The sequence below is a fragment of the Nocardia sp. NPDC058244 genome (assembly GCF_042882065.1).
In the GTDB taxonomy this organism is placed as follows: domain Bacteria; phylum Actinomycetota; class Actinomycetes; order Mycobacteriales; family Mycobacteriaceae; genus Nocardia.
In genome coordinates, this window is the sequence record NZ_JBHVWX010000004.1 from 331386 (window position 1) to 348736 (window position 17351).

14 protein-coding genes are annotated in these 17351 nt (G+C 71.3%); 10 read left to right on the top strand and 4 right to left on the bottom strand.

The annotated features are described in order from the left end of the window. The first annotated feature begins 44 nt into the window (after nucleotides 1–44). Nucleotides 45–995, top strand: a complete 951-nt coding sequence (locus ACFVW6_RS14675) for a YegS/Rv2252/BmrU family lipid kinase (protein WP_378827613.1) — start codon at nucleotides 45–47, stop codon at nucleotides 993–995. Between the two features lie 119 nt (nucleotides 996–1114). Here ACFVW6_RS14675 and ACFVW6_RS14680 read toward each other — a convergent pair whose 3' ends face one another. Then, a complete protein-coding gene (locus ACFVW6_RS14680; protein WP_378827611.1) occupies nucleotides 1115–1816 on the bottom strand; it encodes an AAA family ATPase in 702 nt (233 codons plus the stop codon). A 310-nt stretch (nucleotides 1817–2126) separates the two neighbouring features. On the opposite strand from ACFVW6_RS14680, the gene ACFVW6_RS14685 reads away from it, so the two are divergent. From ACFVW6_RS14685 to proB, 9 genes are all read left to right on the top strand, one after another. Beyond that, on the top strand, nucleotides 2127–4805 hold the full coding sequence (locus ACFVW6_RS14685) for a valine--tRNA ligase (protein ID WP_378827609.1): 2679 nt from the start codon (nucleotides 2127–2129) through the stop codon (nucleotides 4803–4805). 86 nt (nucleotides 4806–4891) lie between these two features. After that, complete coding sequence (locus ACFVW6_RS14690) at nucleotides 4892–6262, top strand: folylpolyglutamate synthase/dihydrofolate synthase family protein (RefSeq protein ID WP_357348482.1); 1371 nt, start codon at nucleotides 4892–4894, stop codon at nucleotides 6260–6262. Continuing rightward, nucleotides 6259–6687, top strand: a complete 429-nt coding sequence (locus tag ACFVW6_RS14695; RefSeq protein WP_378827607.1) for a DUF4233 domain-containing protein — start codon at nucleotides 6259–6261, stop codon at nucleotides 6685–6687. The genes ACFVW6_RS14690 and ACFVW6_RS14695 overlap by 4 nt, the downstream gene beginning before the upstream one ends. A 9-nt stretch (nucleotides 6688–6696) precedes the next feature. Then, on the top strand, nucleotides 6697–7113 hold the full coding sequence (gene ndk, locus ACFVW6_RS14700; RefSeq protein ID WP_378827605.1) for a nucleoside-diphosphate kinase: 417 nt from the start codon (nucleotides 6697–6699) through the stop codon (nucleotides 7111–7113). A gap of 582 nt (nucleotides 7114–7695) precedes the next feature. Next, entirely contained in the window at nucleotides 7696–10782 is a 3087-nt protein-coding gene (locus ACFVW6_RS14705) for an Rne/Rng family ribonuclease (protein WP_378827603.1), read from the top strand. 265 nt (nucleotides 10783–11047) lie between these two features. Further along, nucleotides 11048–11359 carry a 50S ribosomal protein L21 gene (gene rplU / locus ACFVW6_RS14710; RefSeq protein ID WP_110039506.1) on the top strand — a complete coding sequence of 104 codons (312 nt, stop codon included), beginning with the start codon at nucleotides 11048–11050 and terminating at the stop codon, nucleotides 11357–11359. A gap of 22 nt (nucleotides 11360–11381) precedes the next feature. After that, a complete protein-coding gene (gene rpmA, locus ACFVW6_RS14715) occupies nucleotides 11382–11648 on the top strand; it encodes a 50S ribosomal protein L27 (protein WP_022567181.1) in 267 nt (88 codons plus the stop codon). Between the two features lie 121 nt (nucleotides 11649–11769). Continuing rightward, nucleotides 11770–13224, top strand: a complete 1455-nt coding sequence (obgE, locus tag ACFVW6_RS14720) for a GTPase ObgE (protein WP_355277126.1) — start codon at nucleotides 11770–11772, stop codon at nucleotides 13222–13224. A 146-nt stretch (nucleotides 13225–13370) separates the two neighbouring features. Further along, complete coding sequence (gene proB, locus ACFVW6_RS14725; protein ID WP_355277201.1) at nucleotides 13371–14468, top strand: glutamate 5-kinase; 1098 nt, start codon at nucleotides 13371–13373, stop codon at nucleotides 14466–14468. Between the two features lie 296 nt (nucleotides 14469–14764). Here proB and ACFVW6_RS14730 read toward each other — a convergent pair whose 3' ends face one another. The 3 genes from ACFVW6_RS14730 to ACFVW6_RS14740 are packed head-to-tail and all read right to left on the bottom strand — an operon-like array spanning nucleotide 14765 to nucleotide 17343. After that, nucleotides 14765–16201 carry a hypothetical protein gene (locus ACFVW6_RS14730; protein ID WP_378827600.1) on the bottom strand — a complete coding sequence of 479 codons (1437 nt, stop codon included), beginning with the start codon at nucleotides 16199–16201 and terminating at the stop codon, nucleotides 14765–14767. Beyond that, a complete protein-coding gene (locus tag ACFVW6_RS14735; protein WP_357348073.1) occupies nucleotides 16201–16572 on the bottom strand; it encodes a hypothetical protein in 372 nt (123 codons plus the stop codon). The genes ACFVW6_RS14730 and ACFVW6_RS14735 overlap by 1 nt, the downstream gene beginning before the upstream one ends. A gap of 36 nt (nucleotides 16573–16608) precedes the next feature. After that, nucleotides 16609–17343, bottom strand: coding sequence for an ESX secretion-associated protein EspG (locus ACFVW6_RS14740; RefSeq protein ID WP_378827597.1), 735 nt, complete (start codon nucleotides 17341–17343; stop codon nucleotides 16609–16611). Between the last annotated feature and the right edge of the window lie 8 nt (nucleotides 17344–17351).

Genomic DNA, 17351 nt, shown 5'->3' on the forward strand with positions numbered 1-17351 from the left:
GCGCGGTCGCGCACGACGGCGCCGAGTCCCGGTGAGGTGGAGTCGTGAGTGAACTCGCGGTGCGACGCGTGCTCGTCGTCACCAATCCGCATTCGGGCGCGGGCCGGGGCGACGGTGTCGCCGAGGCCGTGCTGGAGCGGTTGCTGGCGCAGGGCGTCGAGGTGGCCGAGGTCCGCGCGCCCAGCGCGGCCGAATCCGTCGAGCAGGTCAAGGCGGCCGTGACCAGCGAGCTCCGCAGGCCCGACGCGGTGCTCTGCGTCGGCGGCGACGGGCTGATGAACGTGCTGCTCGCCGCGGTCGCGCACAGCACGGTGCCGCTCGGCCTCGTCCCCGCGGGCACCGGCAACGACCTGGCCAGGGAACTCGGCATCCCGACCGGTAATCCGGAGGCCGCCACCGACATCGTGCTGCGCGGACGGGTCCGTCACATCGATCTCGGCCGGATCGAGTCGACGTACGCGACGCCCACCTGGTTCGCCACCGTCGTCGGCACCGGGTTCGACGCGCGGGTCACCCTGCGCGCCAACAAGATGCGCTACCCGCGCGGCCCGCTGCGCTACACCGTGGCGGCGGTGGCCGAGCTGATGCGCGGCTACACGCTGCCGTTCACGATCGAGCTGTCGGGCCTGGCGCCCGGCGCGCTCGACAACCCCGAGGGCGAGCACACGGTCGTGCACACGGATGCCGTGATGGCCCCGATCGGCAACACCCGTACCTACGGCGGCGGCATGCTGGTCTGCCCGGAGGCGGTCGCCGACGACGGCTACCTCGACATCACCGTGGTCGGCGCGGTCTCCCGGCTGGAGATGGCACGGCTGTTGCCCGCGCTGTCGGCGGGCAAGCGCATCGACCATCCGTCGACCAAGCGCTACCGCGCCCGGCGGATCACCGTCAGCGCCGACGGCGGTTACGCCACCGCCGACGGCGAGCCGGCGGGGATGCTGCCGGTCACCGTGCAGGCGATGCCGGGCGCGCTGACGGTGCTGGTGCCCTGAGGCGCCGCCGCCCGCGCGCTGCGCCGGGCGTGGAGCCGCGCCGCGCACGGTAGTCCGGGCGCAGGACGGTCGCCTTGCCTCGCGGTGCCTTCCCTGGGCACCGCGAGGCGTGTGGCGGCTCAGGCGGCGTCGAAGGTGACGCGGGCGACCGTGCTCAGGGTCGGGCGGTCGACGATCACCACCGACGCCGAGTCCAGCGGTGACGGCGACACCAGGAGCGGTCCCTCGCCGCGTGCGCCCAGGTCGCGCATCATGTGTTCCCACCGGCGGCAGTGCGCGGTGAACGCCACCCCGTTGACCCGCCTGCCCCGGGTGATCTGCCCGTCCCTGGCCTGCGTCGCGGGCACATCGATCAGCACCATGTGCAGTTCCCGGCGACCCTCGCGGGCCCAGCGCGCGATCAGCGCGCGGCTCCAGCCGAAGGTGGCGCAGTCGTGGATGGCCACCGGCCCCTCGGCGGTGTGCAGCGCGGCGCGGATGGCGCGGTAGTGCGCGAGGTGCACCAGGGGTCGCCACAGCGGGTACGGCAGCAGGCCGAGCCGGTGCCGGAGCCGGTTGCGGGTGTGGTTGGAATCGAGCACCAGCGCGCCCGAAGCCGTGCGCACCGGCTGCTCGGCCTCCGGTCCGGCGGCGAAGAAGCGGTGTAGCGCAGTGGATTTGCCCGCGCCGGGCACACCGGCGAAGACCAGCACGCTGGCGGCGGGGTAGTGGAGCTCGTCGACCTCGTCCGCGCGGAGGTCGAGCAGCGCGGCGGGCCGGACGGTCCGGGTGCGCGCGGCACGGGGCGGGGGAGAGGCGGCGGAATCGAGCGGGGGCGTCACCCTCTCCAGAATCCGCGAAAACGGACAATTCGGCAATCGGGGATTACCCGGATCTTCGTCGGAGCCGGTTGGCTCACAACAACTTCCGCGTGTCGTTGTGGCCGGGAAACAAAAGTTACTCGCGCGGCAACCTGAAGCTGAGAATTGCCTATGGATTCCCCTGGCCACCGCGAATCGCCGGTAGTATCACAGGGGTAGACGGAGTCTTCGGTGTCCCTCATCCACCGAAGATTCCGTCTCTGTTTTTCTCCGGGGCCGACCGCCGGAGGTGGTGGTAAGCCGCCGAGGCGGCGCCCCTTAGGATTGGGGCGTGACCAGCGCAGCCCCAGACAACTCGCGTAATCGTGCCGATGCCCTGCCCAAGAGCTGGAACCCCAGCGAGGTAGAGGCCGACCTGTACGAGGGCTGGGTAGCCGCCGGATACTTCGGCGCCGACGCGACCAGCGGCAAGCCCGCCTACTCGATCGTGCTGCCGCCGCCGAACGTCACCGGCACCCTGCACATGGGCCACGCCCTCGACCACACCCTCATGGACACCCTCACCCGCCGCAAGCGCATGCAGGGCTACGAGGTGCTGTGGCTGCCCGGCATGGACCACGCCGGCATCGCCACCCAGACCGTGGTGGAGAAGCAGCTGGCCGTCGACGGCAAGACCAAAGAGGACTTCGGCCGCGAGCTGTTCATCGACAAGGTCTGGGACTGGAAGCGCGAATCCGGTGGCGCGATCCAGGCGCAGATGCGCCGCCTCGGTGACGGCGTCGACTGGAGCCGCGACCGCTTCACCATGGACGAGGGTCTCTCGCGCGCCGTCCGCACCATCTTCAAGAAGATGTACGACGCGGGCCTGATCTACCGGGCCGAGCGGCTGGTGAACTGGTCGCCGGTGCTCAAGACCGGCATCTCCGACCTCGAGGTGGACTACAAGGACGTCGACGGCGAGCTCGTCTCGCTGCGCTACGGCTCGCTCGACGACAACGAGCCGCACGTCGTGGTGGCCACCACCCGGGTCGAGACGATGCTCGGTGACACCGCCGTGGCCGTGCACCCCGACGATCCGCGCTACGCCGCGATGATCGGCACCACCGTCTACCACCCGATCACCGGCACCCAGATCCCGATCATCGCCGACGACTACGTCGACCCGGAGTTCGGCACCGGCGCGGTGAAGATCACCCCCGCGCACGACCCCAACGACTTCGAGATGGGCCTGCGGCACAACCTGCCGATGCCGACGATCATGGACGAGGGCGGCCGGATCACCGGCACCGGAACCGAATTCGACGGCATGGACCGCTTCGAGGCGCGGGTGAAGGTGCGCGAGCGCCTCCAGTCCGAGGGCCGCGTGGTCGCCGAGAAGCGGCCCTACGCGCACAGCGTCGGCCACTCCGAGCGCTCCGGCGAGCCGATCGAGCCGCGCCTGTCGATGCAGTGGTGGGTCAAGGTCGAATCGCTGGCCAAGGCCGCGGGCGACGCCGTCCGCGAGGGCGACGTGAAGATCCACCCGGCCAGCCAGGAGCCGCGCTGGTTCGACTGGGTCGACAACATGCACGACTGGTGCATCTCGCGCCAGCTGTGGTGGGGTCACCGCATCCCGATCTGGTACGGCCCCGAGGGCGAGATCGTCTGCCTCGGCCCCGACGAGGAAGCCCCCGAGGGCTGGGTGCAGGACCCGGACGTCCTCGACACCTGGTTCTCCTCGGGCCTGTGGCCGTTCTCCACGATGGGCTGGCCCGAGGCCACCCCGGAGCTGGCCAAGTTCTATCCGACCAGCGTGCTCGTCACCGGCTACGACATCCTGTTCTTCTGGGTGGCCCGGATGATGATGTTCGGCATGTTCGTCAGCGACGACCCGGTGCTCACCGTCGGCAAGGGCGGCCAGAAGCAGGTGCCGTTCGAGGACGTCTTCCTGCACGGCCTGATCCGCGACCAGTTCGGCAAGAAGATGTCGAAGTCGCGCGGCAACGGCATCGACCCGCTGGACTGGATCAACTCCTACGGCGCCGACGCGCTGCGCTTCACCCTGGCCCGCGGCGCTCAGCCGGGCGGCGACCTCTCGGTCGGCGAACCGCACGCGCTGGCCTCGCGCAGCTTCGTCACCAAGCTGTTCAACGCCACCAAGTTCGCGCTGATGAACGGCGCCCGCTCGGGTGAGCTGCCGCCGCGCGAGACGCTGACCGACACCGACCGCTGGATCGTCGACCGGCTCGACGAGGTGCGCGCCGAAGTGGACGCCGCCTTCGACGCCTACGAGTTCGGCAAGGCCTGCGAGGCGCTCTACCACTTCGCCTGGGACGAGCTGTGCGACTGGTACCTGGAGCTGTCCAAGGTCCAGTTCGCCGAGTCCGACGCCCGCGCCGAGAGCACCGCGGTGGTGCTCGGCACGGTGCTCGACGCGGTGCTGCGCCTGCTGCACCCGGTGATCCCGTTCGTCACCGAGACCCTGTGGAAGGCGCTGACCGGCGGCGACTCGGTGGTCGTCGCCCCGTGGCCGACCGCGAGCGGCGTGGCCACCGACACCGTGGCCGCGCAGCGGGTCGCCGACGCGCAGCGCCTGATCACCGAGATCCGCCGCTTCCGCAGCGACCAGGGCCTGGCCGACAAGCAGAAGGTGAAGGCCACGCTGGCCGGCCTGGACGAGGCCGGACTCGGCGGGTTCGCGGGCTCGGTGGCCAACCTGGCCCGGCTGACCGAACCCGGCGACGATTTCGCCACCACCGCCGAAGTGCAGGTGCGCCTGTCCGGCGCGACGGTCACCGTGCGGCTCGACACCTCCGGCGCGATCGACCTCGACGCCGAACGCCGCAGGCTGGAGAAGGATCTCGCGGTCGCGCAGAAGGACCTCGACACCACGACGGCCAAGCTGGGCAACGAGGCGTTCCTGGCCAAGGCGCCGCAGCAGGTCGTCGACAAGATCACCGGCCGCCGGGATGTGGCCGCGGCCGAAGTCGCGCGCATCGGTGCCCGGCTGGCGGAGCTGAGCGGCAAGTGAACGACGAGCCGGAGCCGCAGTACGAAGCCGACGACCACCACCCGGCTCCGCTCGGCGCCGGACCGTCGCCGGTCGACCTGGCCGAGATGGCGCTGGTCGAGGCCGAACTCGACAAGCGCTGGCCCGAGACCAAGATCGAGCCGTCGCTGACCAGGATCAGCACGCTGATGGATCTGCTGGGCAACCCGCAGCGCAACTATCCGGCGATCCACGTCGCAGGCACCAACGGCAAGACGTCGGTGACCAGGATGATCGACGCCCTGCTCACCGCGCTGCACCGGCGCACCGGCCGGATCACCAGCCCGCACCTGCAGCTGGCGACCGAGCGGATCAGCATCGACAACGCGCCGATCAGCCCGGCCCGCTACGTGGAGACCTTCCGCGAGCTCGAGCCCTACATCGGGATGATCGACCAGCAGTCCGAGGCGGCCGGCGGCCCGGCCATGAGCAAGTTCGAGGTGCTCACCGGTATGGCCTACGCGGCCTTCGCCGAGGCGCCGGTCGACGTGGCCGTGGTCGAGACCGGCATGGGCGGCACCTGGGACGCGACCAATGTCATCGACGGGCAGGTCGCGGTGATCACCCCGATCGGCCTCGACCACACCGAGTACCTCGGCCCCGATCTCCCCTCGATCGCCAAGGAGAAGGCCGGGATCATCAAGCGCGCCCCCGAGGCGCTGATCCCGGTCGACACCGTCGCGGTGATCGCCGAGCAGGAGCCCGAGGTGATGGACGTGCTGCTGCGCCGCGCCGTCGAGGCCGACGCCGCGGTCGCCCGCGAGGGCGCGGAGTTCCGGGTGCTGGAGCGGGCCGTCGCGGTCGGCGGTCAGCTGCTGACCCTGCAGGGGCTCGGCGGCGTCTACGACGAGATCTTCCTGCCGCTGCACGGCGAGCACCAGGCCCGCAACGCCTCGCTCGCGCTGGCCGCGGTGGAGGCGTTCTTCGGCGCGGGCGCCGATCGTCAGCTCGACATCGAGGCCGTGCGCGCGGGTTTCGCGAGCGCGGCCAGTCCGGGCCGGATGGAGCGGATGCGCAACGCGCCCACCATCTTCGTCGACGCGGCGCACAACCCCGCGGGCGCGACGGCGCTGGCGAACACCCTGACCACCGAGTTCGACTTCCGCAAGCTGGTCGGCGTCGTCGCCGTGCTCGCGGACAAGGACGCGGCGGGCATCCTCGACGCGCTGGAACCGGTCTTCGACGAGATCGTGGTCACCAGCAACGGGTCACCGCGGGCGATGGACGTCGACGCGCTCGCCGATCTGGCCGTGCAGCGTTTCGGCGACGAGCGGGTGATCACCGCCGAGACCCTGCCCGACGCGCTGGAATCGGCGATCGCTCTGGCCGAGCAGGCGGGCGACGACGGTGACGTGATCTCGGGCGCCGGCGTCGTGGTCACCGGCTCGGTGGTGACCGCGGGCGCCGCGCGCGCCCTCTTCGGAAAGGCTCCGGCATGAGTGAGGTTCCACCGCCCACCACCGACCCGTGGAAGGGTCTGCGCGGGGTGATGGCGGGCACCCTGGTCCTCGAGGCCATCGTGGTGCTGCTGGCGCTGCCGGTGGTCGCCGATGTCGGCGGTGGGGTCACCTGGTTCTCCGGCACCTACCTGGTGGTGCTCGCGGTGCTGATGGTCCTTGGCGCCGGTGTGCAGCGCAAGCCGTGGGCGATCCCGTTCACCATCGGTCTGCAGGTGCTGCTGCTGGCAGGCACGTTCATCCACCTGTCGATCGGCATCATCGGCCTGGTGTTCGTCGCGGTGTGGGCGTTCATCCTCGTGCTGCGCTCGGATGTGCAGCGCCGGATGGACGCGGGGCTACTGCCCAGTCAGCGAATGGGTGGCCGAACTGACACGAGTTCGGCTCCGGGCGGCGACGCCGGTTAGAGTGGCGCCGTGACTGAGCAGACTTTGGTACTCATCAAGCCGGACGGCGTCTCCCGTGGCCTCGTCGGCGAGGTGCTCGCCCGCATCGAGCGCAAGGGCCTGACCCTCGAGGCGCTGGAGCTGAAGAACGTGTCGACCGCGCTGGCCGAGGAGCACTACGCCGAGCACGCCGAGCGCCCGTTCTTCGGTTCGCTGATCGAGTTCATCACCTCGGGCCCCGTCGTCGCGGCCGTGCTGTCGGGCCCGCGCGCGATCGCCGCTTTCCGTCAGCTGGCCGGCGGCACCGATCCGGTCGAGAAGGCCACCCCCGGCACCATCCGCGGTGACTTCGGTCTGGAGACCCAGTTCAACCTCGTTCACGGTTCCGACTCGCCCGAGTCCGCCAAGCGCGAGATCGCGCTCTGGTTCCCCGAGTTCCCTGCCTGAACGCGCTGTACTCGCTCGTCGCGTCCGGTGCGGACGCGACGGGCTCGAGCGGCCGAGGTTCGCGTGAGTTGCGCCGATGGCGATCCCCGCGCGAACCGTATGGGATACTGACTACGGATGTGTTCGTCACCGATGCTCGAACAGGGCGGTTGGTGACAGCCTGTCGCGCAGGTACGCGACGACGGTGACGAACATGACCGGATGACACCGCGGTTGGATGCCGATCATCGCTGCCACGGACGACCCTGTTGCTGGGGTTGCCCGCGCAGGCACGCTGGATGAGCGCTCGGAGCGCGGCGTCACGCCGTACAGCCAGGCGCCGCGTGACCGGTTGGCCCGCCAGAAGATCGATCGAGGTGAGACCGGACACGCGGGGCGAGACCAGATGACCCTCGTACCATCGGTACGAGGTGCACGGACGATGCCCCCGCGTCGGCCGCGTCACTCCCGTACCGGGGAGGGACGCGCCCGGGGGCCCGAGGAGACTTCGTGGCCGATACAGAGCCGCTGGACACAACACAACAGGATGCCGATCAATTGCCGGAGCGAATTCGAGTTCATGCACTGGCCAAGCGGTTGGGAGTGACCAGCAAACGCATCCTGGCCAAACTGGCCGAACTGGGGACCGAGGCGCGCAGCGTCCAATCGAATGTGGATCGCGCGGTCGCCGAGACCGTGCGCGACGCGATCGCCGCCGCCGACGCCGAGACCGGCGAATCCCCAGCATCCACCCCCGCGGCGGCACCGTCGCCCGCCACCCCCGTCGCCGAGCAGCCGGCCGACTCCAGCACGGCGCCCGCGCCGATGTTCTCGGCGCCCGACGTCGCGAGCACCGAGGGCGTGTTCGCCACGAGCGATGCGCACACCGATCTGTTCACCCATCGGTCCACCGAGACCCCGGCGCCCGCCGAGGCCGCGGGCTTCGACGCGCCCGCGTTCACCGCGCCGCTGTTCCTGCCGCCGGATGCCACCGCCGCCGAGGAGACGCGCAAGCGCCGCCGGGCCGAGCGCACGGCCAAGCGGACCGAGGAGCCGGTCGCCGACGTCGAGCCCGAGCCCGAGACCACCGACGCCGAGGACGAGTCCGACGCCGCCGGTGACAACGACGACGCCGACGGCCAGCCGCGCCGCCGTCGCCGTGGCCGTCGTGGCCGCGGCCGTGGCCGGGGCGAGCAGTCCGCCGACGGCGACGACACCGACACCGAGGGCGCCGAGCACGACGCCGACGACGAGTCCGCGTCGTCGGAGGCCGCCACCGACGAGGCCGAGCAGGCCGAGGACACCGACGCCGAGTCCGACGACGAGGACGACAACCAGCCCGAGGGCGCGAGCCGTCGCCGTCGCCGTCGTCGCCGCCGCAAGGTCGGTGGGGAGGGTGGCGACGCCGACGCCGCCGACGACGATCCGCCGAACACCGTCGTGCACGAGCGTGAGCCGCGCAACAAGAGCCGCGGCCGGGCCGGGTCCGACGAGGTACAGGGCATCTCCGGTTCCACCCGGCTCGAGGCCAAGCGGCAGCGTCGCCGGGACGGCCGGGAGGCCGGTCGCCGTCGTCCGCCGATCCTGACCGAGTCGGAGTTCCTGGCCCGCCGTGAGGCGGTCGACCGGGTGATGGTCGTGCGGGAGAAGTCGTTCGACGCCGCCGAGCACGCGCCGGGGCACCAGATCACCACCCAGGTGGCGGTGCTCGAGGACAACATCCTGGTCGAGCACTTCGTGACCAGTTCCGGCCAGGCGTCGATGGTGGGCAATGTCTACCTCGGCAAGGTGCAGAACGTGCTGCCCAGCATGGAGGCCGCGTTCATCGACATCGGCCGTGGCCGCAACGGCGTGCTCTACGCCGGTGAGGTGAACTGGGACGCCGCCGGTCTCGGCGGCAAGGAGCGCAAGATCGAGCAGGCGCTCAAGCCCGGCGATCAGGTGCTGGTGCAGGTGTCCAAGGACCCGGTCGGTCACAAGGGCGCCCGCCTGACCACGCAGATCTCGCTCGCGGGTCGCTTCCTGGTGTACGTGCCGGGCGGCACCTCCACCGGGATCAGCCGCAAGCTGCCCGACACCGAGCGCAAGCGGCTCAAGGAGATCCTGCGCGAAATCGTGCCCGCCGACGCCGGTGTGATCATCCGCACCGCGTCCGAGGGCGTCAGCGAGCCCGAACTGGCCCGCGACGTCGAGCGGCTGCAGGCCACCTGGCGCACCATCGAGGAGGCCGCGGCCAAGGAGTCCAACGCGCCCAAGGCCCTCTACGAAGAGCCGGACCTGCTGGTCAAGGTGATCCGCGACCTGTTCAACGAGGATTTCGCCAGGCTGGTCATCGAAGGTGACCGGGCCTGGAGCACCGTCGAGAACTACGTCCGCACCGTCGCGCCGGACCTGCTGCCGCGGGTGAACCAGCACGAGAACAACGGTGTCGACGTGTTCGAGACCTTCCGCATCGACGAGCAGCTGGCCAAGGCGCTCGACCGCAAGGTGTGGCTGCCCTCGGGCGGCACCCTGGTGATCGACCGCACCGAGGCGATGACCGTCGTCGACGTCAACACCGGCAAGTTCACCGGTTCCGGGTCGAGCAACCTGGAGGAGACCGTCACCAGGAACAACCTGGAGGCGGCCGAGGAGATCGTGCGCCAGATGCGGCTGCGCGACATCGGCGGCATGATCGTCGTCGACTTCATCGACATGGTGCTCGAATCCAACCGTGACCTGGTGCTGCGCAGGCTCACCGAGGCACTGGGCCGCGACCGCACCCGCCACCAGGTGTCGGAGGTGACCTCGCTCGGCCTGGTCCAGATGACCCGCAAGAAGCTGGGCACCGGTCTGGTCGAGGCGTTCTCCACCACCTGTGAGCATTGCCACGGGCGCGGCATCCTCGTGCACTCCTACCCGGTCGACGCCGGGTCCGGTGCCGAGGACTCGGGCAGCCGGGCCAAGGAAGGCTCGTCGCGGCGTCGTCGCGGCAAGGACAAGAGCCAGGACAAGCCCGCCGCCACGGCCGCGCCGGCGACCAATGGCACCGCACCCGCCGAGCACGGTGAGGAGGACATCGCGGTCAAGCGGGCCCATCCGGTCGCGCTCGCGATGGCCGCCCACCACGGTGAGGACGGCGAGCCCGCCGAGGAGGTCGTGGCCGAGGCCGTGGCCACCGAGGAGGCGCCCGCCGAGCCGACCCGTTCGCGCTCGCGGTCCCGGTCGCGCCGGTCGAGCCGGGGCGCGGCCGCCCAGGCCGAGTCGGCGGTCGACAGTCCCGCGCTGACCGGGGTCATCCCGGCCGAGCAGGCCGAGGAGACGGCCCCGGCCGTCGCCGCCGAGACCCCGGTCGAGCCCGTCGCCGAGCCGACGCCGGTCGAGCCGGAACCGGTCCCGGCGGACGTCGAGCCGGAGCCCGTCGCGGCCGAGGCGGTCGCCGAGCCGGAGCCCGAGCAGGCCGAGCCCGAACCGGAGCCGGTCGTCGAGGAGCCCGCTGCCCGCGCACCGCGCAGGCGCCGGGTGGCCCGCTCGACGGCGGCACCCGCCCCCGACAGCGCGGGCGCGGTGTTCGTCCTGTCGACGAGCGAGCAGCCGCCCGCCACGGCGGTGGTGGACTTCGCCGCCGAGCCGGTCGTCGTCCCCGCCCGCAAGCCGCGCCGTCGCGCGGTGGGCAGGCCGGCGGGCGCGCCCGCGGCCGAATCGAACTAGGAGGCCACCTGCGCGCGGGGAGCCCTCCTCGCGCGCAGGCCCCCGATCCGGCCCTGACCGGCCGAATTGGGGGAGTGGATACCGGTCTGGTAACCTAGGTCGGTCGCTGCCCCGCGATTGGGCACCTAGCCGAACGGCAGGGTGATACCGCAGGCAAGTGACCGTTGCTCTCCCCGTTCGCGGGAATGAGCCCCAGTCAAGAACACGCGTCGCGCAGCTGTGACGTGAAACGAGCACGACCAACGTGAGTGGAGGAAGCCGACCGATGGCAGCGTACGCAATCGTCAAGACCGGCGGAAAGCAGTACAAGGTCGCGGTCGGTGACCTGGTGAAGGTCGAGAAGATCGAGGGCGAGCCCGGCACCGCCGTGGCCCTGACCCCGGTTCTCGTCGTCGACGGCGCCGATCTGACCACCGACGCCGACAAGCTGGCCAAGATCTCCGTGGCCGCCGAGGTCGTCGACCAGACCAAGGGCCCGAAGATCCGGATCCACAAGTTCAAGAACAAGACCGGCTACCACAAGCGCCAGGGTCACCGTCAGCCGCTGACGGTCATCAAGGTCACCGGCATCAAGTAAGACATCCCGAGGAGACGAAGCAATGGCACATAAGAAGGGTGCATCCAGCTCCCGGAACGGTCGTGATTCGAACGCCCAGCGCCTCGGCGTGAAGCGCTTCGGTGGCCAGAAGGTCAGCGCGGGCGAGATCCTCGTCCGTCAGCGCGGAACCCACTTCCACCCCGGCGTGAACGTCGGTCGTGGCGGCGACGACACCCTGTTCGCCCTCGCGGCGGGCGCGGTCGAGTTCGGCACCAAGCGTGGCCGCAAGACCGTCAACATCGTCGTCCCGGAGCCGGCCCAGGCCTGACCGCCTGGAGCGTCAGCTCCCCACGGACACCGGAGCGGGTCAGGGTTGTTTCCCTGACCCGCTCCGTCGTGTTCGCCCACCCTTACCGCAATCGACCAGTCAGAAGGAGGAGGATCAACCCATGTCCAAATTCATCGACCGCGTCGTGCTGCATGTTCGTGCCGGTAGAGGTGGACACGGTTGCGCCTCGGTGCATCGTGAGAAGTTCAAGCCGCTCGGTGGTCCCGACGGCGGCAACGGCGGCAACGGCGGGGACGTGATCCTCGAGGTCGACGCCAACGTCCACACCCTGCTCGACTTCCATTTCCACCCGCACGCCAAGGCAGGCAACGGCAAGCCCGGCGAGGGCGGCAATCGCGACGGCAAGATGGGCACCGATCTGGTGCTGAAGGTGCCCGACGGCACCGTGGTGGTCGATTCCGCCGGTGCGGTCGTCGTCGACCTGGTCGGCGCTGGCAACAAGTTCGTGGTCGCCAAGGGCGGTCGCGGCGGTCTCGGCAACGCCTCGCTGGCGTCCAAGGCGCGCAAGGCGCCCGGTTTCGCGCTGCTCGGTGAAGAGGGCGAAGAGCTCGACCTGGTGCTGGAGCTGAAGTCGGTCGCCGACGTCGGCCTGGTCGGGTTCCCGTCGGCGGGCAAGTCCTCGCTGGTGTCGGTGCTCTCGGCCGCCAAGCCCAAGATCGCCGACTACCCGTTCACCACCCTGGTCCCGAACCTGGGCGTCGTCGCCAGCGGCGACACCACCTTCACCGTCGCCGACGTGCCGGGTCTGATCCCCGGCGCCAGTGACGGCCGCGGCCTCGGCCTGGACTTTCTGCGCCACCTGGAGCGCTGCGCCGTGCTCGCCCACGTCGTCGACTGCGCGACCCTCGAACCGGGCCGCGACCCTGTCTCCGATGTCGACGCGCTGGAAGCCGAACTGGCCGCGTACAAGCCGGCGCTGGCCGGTGACGCGAGTCTCGGCGATCTGGCCGACCGCCCCCGCGTGGTCATCCTGAACAAGACCGATGTCCCCGACGCCGCCGAACTGGCCGAGATGGTGACCGCCGAGTTCACCGAACGCGGCTGGCCGGTGTTCGAGATCTCCGCGGTGAGCCGCGCCGGGCTGCGTCCGCTGACCTTCGCGCTGGCCGACATGGTCCGCCAGTATCGCGAGGATCATCCCAAGGCCGCGCCCAAGCGCCAGATCATCCGCCCGATCGCGACCGACGAGTCCGGGTTCAGCGTCATCGCCGATCCGCAGGAGCCGGGTGGCTTCATCGTGCGCGGCACCCGGCCGGAGCGCTGGGTGCGCCAGACCCAGTTCGACAACGACGAAGCCGTCGGCTACCTCGCCGACCGGCTGGCCCGCCTCGGTGTCGAGGCGGAGCTGGTCAAGCAGGGTGCCGAGCCGGGGTGCTCGGTGACCATCGGCGACGTGTCGTTCGAGTGGGAGCCGCAGGTGTCCGCGGGTGTCGACATCGTGCCGACCGGGCGCGGCACCGATGTGCGGCTGGAGAACAACAGCCGGGTCGGCGCGGCCGAGCGCAAGCACGCGTCGCGGGCGCGTCGCGGGCTGCTCGACGAGAACGAGAAGTAAGGGGTCCGGCCGCCGCGCGGCACCGAAAACCGGTGTCGCGCGCGGCCGTTCGATCGGCATACTGCGGTGGGTCACCGGCTCGCGCCGGGACCGTCGACGATGGTGATCGCGGTGCAGGGAGTAAGGCTATGCGGGTGAGTTCGGAGCTGAGTGCGGCGCGCCAGGCCATCGTGTCGGCGCGCGCGGTCGTGGTGAAGATCGGTTCGTCGGCGCTGACCAGCCTCGAGGGCGGTCTGGACACCGACCGGCTCGACCGGCTGGCCGACGCCGTGGAGGCGCGGATGCGGGCCGGCTCGGACGTGGTCGTGGTGTCCTCCGGCGCGATCGGCGCGGGCATCGCCCCGCTCGGCCTGTCGCGCAGGCCCAAGGACCTGGCCACCAAGCAGGCCGCGGCGAGCGTCGGCCAGCTGGCCCTCGCGCACGCCTGGGGCACCTCGTTCGCCCGCTACGACCGCACGGTCGGCCAGGTGCTGCTCTCCGCCGACGATTTCGCCCGCCGCGAGCACCACCGCAACGCCCAGCGCACCCTCGACCGACTACGGTCGCTCGGCGCGATCGCCGTGGTCAACGAGAACGACACCGTCGCCACCGAGGAGATCCGCTTCGGCGACAACGACCGCCTCGCCGCCCTGGTGGCGCACCTGGTCGGCGCCGACGCCCTGATCCTGCTCTCGGACGTCTCCGGCCTCTACGACGGCGACCCGCGCAAGGGCGCCGCGAACTTCATCCCCGAGGTGCGCAGCAGCGCCGACCTCGACGGCGTCATCGCGGGCAGCGGTGGCGCGCTCGGCACCGGCGGCATGGCCTCGAAGCTGTCGGCCGCCCGCCTGGCCGCCGACGCGGGCATCCCCGTGCTGCTGGCCTCGGCCGCCGACGCCGCGACGGCGCTGGCCGACGGCACCGTCGGCACCGCCTTCGCCGCCCGCCCGGTCCGCCTGTCCGGCCGCAAGTTCTGGGTCCGCCACGCCGCCGACACCCGCGGCGCGGTCCTGATCGACGCGGGCGCCGTCGAGGCCGTCGCCAAACGCCGCTCCCTGCTCGCCGCGGGCATCACCGGCGTGCGCGGCCGCTTCTTCGGCGGCGACGTCGTCGACCTGGTCAGCCCCGACAACCGCGTGGTCGCCCGCGGTGTCGTCGAATACGACAGCACCGAACTGACCACCATGCTCGGCCGCTCCACCACCGAACTCCCCGACACCATGCAGCGCCCGGTCATCCACGCCGACGACCTGGTCAAGGTCTGATCCCGACCTCCGACAACGGAAACATCGCCCACGGGTAGACCTTTCGCGACCGAGATCGAGGCCGCGCCGGAGTGGACTCGCTTCCGCGACTCGGCGTCGTGCCCTTCCAGAACTCTGCGGTTCACCCGCACGGGGCGAACCGGTCGAGCCCGTTCAGCGCCGAAACATGTGGCCCACCGCTAGGCGCGAGGAGATCAGCCTGACCTCTGGCTGCTTAGGCGACGGGAACCGCCCGACCTCCGACCGCCGAGGGGAGGGACAGCCTGAACGTCGACCGGCCCCGCGATCGCGGCGGCCTACCGCCGTGGCGGAATGACGCCTGGCTGATCCAGGTCCAGGGGTGGTGCGGGCGGGGGTGTCGCAGGTTGCGGCCGTGGTTCGGGCGTTTCCGGGATCGGGCCGGTGACGCCCGGCTGTCCGCCCGGATCGACCGGTCCACCGGGGACCGGCGGCACCACGATGCCCGCGTGTGGTTCCGGTGCTCGCGGAACCGGTTGCGGTGCGGGTGCTTCCGGTGCGGGGCTCTGCGGCGCGGGTGGCGCTGACGTTTCCGGCTGCGGCACAGACTGTTCCGAGGACGGTGCAGGGGATTGCGGCGCCGGTTCGGGGGTGGGGCGCGCGGGTTCCGGTTGCGGTGCAGGCTGATCCGAGGTGGGCGCGGGCGGTTCCGTCGTCGGCGCCGGAGGCTCCGGTGCAGGTTGCTCGGATGTCGGGGCGGGGGCCTGGGGCGCCGGTTCGGGGGTAGGCGGTGCGGGTTCCGGTTGGGGGGCGGGCTGTTCGGACGTGGGCGCGGGGGACTGAGGCGCCTCGGTGGTGGGTTCCGGTTGTGGCGCAGGCGGTTCCGACGTCGGAGCGGGAGGTGCCGGTTGGTCGGTTGTGGACGGTGCCGGTCGTTCGCTGGTCGGAGCGGATTGTTCCGTCGTCGGGGCGGGGGTCGCCGGAGCCGGGGTGGTGGTCGGGGGAGCGGGTGTCTCGCTCGACGGTGTGGGAGTGGTGTCCGGCTTCGGTGTTTCGGTGTTCGGGGCCGGAGTCTGGCTCGGTGCCGAGCTTTCGCCGTTCCCAGCGCCCGGCGCGGTCGTGCCGCCGGTATCGGGCGCCGAACCGCCCTGCGTCGAATCACCCTGCGGTACAGAGGGTTGCGTGTACCCCGGCGACGACCCGTTACGTCCCTGTTCCGTCGACGGTGGCGACCCCGGGGACCCCGGCGGCGCGGGCAAGGCGGGCACACCCGTCCCGGCCAGCGAGTACGCGGGCTTGTAGATCATGTTCATCGCCAGCACGGCTTCCTGCCGCAACGCCTCCGCCGCCATCTGCGCGTCGATGACATGGGCGGCCTCGAGCAACCGCGCGATGGTGCCGATCGGCCCGGACCCGCCGGGCGCCACCACCGCGAGCTTCACCGCTTCCGCGGCCGCGGCGACGCCGCCGAGGCGGGCGCCGACCTCGCCGAAGACCGTCGCCAGCTCGCCGATCGAGTCGGCGAAGCTGCGGGTGCTGGCGAAGGCGGCGTCGGCCGCGGCGCCCTCCCACCCGGTCTCGTCGATGACGCGGTCGGCATTGGACCTGGTCAGCGGCATGGTCGTGGTCAGCGCGGCGGCGCTCTCCAGCCAGGCGAGCGAGGCGTCGAGCACCTCGGCCGCGTCGATCTGCTGGGTGCGGGCATAGATCTGCTCGTGCGGTATGGACTCGAAATGCTCCATCGCACTGATGTAGGTGGGGTCGGTGCCGCCCATCAGCGCCGCCTCGGGTCGACCGCGCGCAGGGCGGCGGCCGCGGCGGCGTCGGCCTCGTCGAGCAGACCGGCGCTGAGCAGGAACGCCTCTTTCATCCGGTAGGCGGCCTCGATGTAGTGGTCGAGCAGATCGGCGGCGTCGCGGGCCTTGTGCGCGAACCCGGCCTGCAGCTGCTGCGCGGAGACGAAACCGCCGAATCCGCCTGCCTCACCGGCGGATTCGAGGCGCTGACGGAGCTGTCCGAGCCGGTCGGCCTGCTGTTCGTAGAGGTCGGCGCAGCGGCGCGCGGCATCGGGATCGAACTTCACGGTCCCCGCCGCGGCGGCGCTGCGGAACCGGGAGATCTCGGCTCTGCTGCTCTCGATCGTCATCGCGTCTCCCCTCCAGATCGTGCGTCGGCGTCCAGGCTAGCCGGACCTTCTGGTGTTGGAACTGTGCACAGGAGCGAGCCTGCGCTGCAGCTGGGCGGCCAGCTGGCCGGCCGCGGCGGGCACGACGTGCACCGTTTCCCCCGCGCGCAGCAGATAGCGGCCGTCGCCGGCCACATCGATCCAGCTGTAATGCACCGGCGGCACCGGCGTGGCGCGGTCCAGCCCGGTCTCGATGCGGATGTGGCCCTCCGCGGTGTGCGGGCGGCGCAGCAGGCGCTGGATCCGGGGGACCGCGGGATGGGTCGCGACCACGGTCTCCTCGTCGCGGACGGCGTCGGCGGCGGCCTCGCGCGCCGGTTCCCGGCCGGGCGGGGTGTCGGGCAGACAGGCGGCGACCCTGGCCCCGATCCCGGCGGTGTGCCCGATCGAAACCCGCACGCGGCCACCGTAGTCGGGCCGGGCGCCGGGCTCCTGGACGATGAGGACCGCGTGATCGAAGACCGAGCAGGCGAGCAACCGGATCTCGCTGCCGGGGGTGTGCGCGCCGCCGACGAGCGCGATCCTGGCGTGGGGTGCGGCGACGATCCGCAGGCAGGCGGCGAGGTCGGGGTCGCCGCCGCCGGGTAGTCGATGATCGAGGTCGGCGCGCAATCGGGCGGCCTCGTCCTCGGTGCGCGGTGATTCGAGCACCCGGATCGGGAAGGGCATTCTGTCCTGACCGGATTCCCGCCACACGTGCGCGAATTCGTCAGCGTTGAAGGTCCATCCCATTGCCGATC

Coding starts and splice junctions, on each gene's coding strand:
- ACFVW6_RS14690 (WP_357348482.1), top strand. CDS start 4,892: ATGGCGCTGGTCGAGGCCGAACTCGACAAGCGCTGGCCCGAGACCAAG.
- ACFVW6_RS14695 (WP_378827607.1), top strand. CDS start 6,259: ATGAGTGAGGTTCCACCGCCCACCACCGACCCGTGGAAGGGTCTGCGC.
- rplU (WP_110039506.1), top strand. CDS start 11,048: ATGGCAGCGTACGCAATCGTCAAGACCGGCGGAAAGCAGTACAAGGTC.
- rpmA (WP_022567181.1), top strand. CDS start 11,382: ATGGCACATAAGAAGGGTGCATCCAGCTCCCGGAACGGTCGTGATTCG.
- obgE (WP_355277126.1), top strand. CDS start 11,770: ATGTCCAAATTCATCGACCGCGTCGTGCTGCATGTTCGTGCCGGTAGA.
- ACFVW6_RS14730 (WP_378827600.1), bottom strand. CDS start 16,201: ATGGGCGGCACCGACCCCACCTACATCAGTGCGATGGAGCATTTCGAG.
- ACFVW6_RS14735 (WP_357348073.1), bottom strand. CDS start 16,572: ATGACGATCGAGAGCAGCAGAGCCGAGATCTCCCGGTTCCGCAGCGCC.
- ACFVW6_RS14740 (WP_378827597.1), bottom strand. CDS start 17,343: ATGGGATGGACCTTCAACGCTGACGAATTCGCGCACGTGTGGCGGGAA.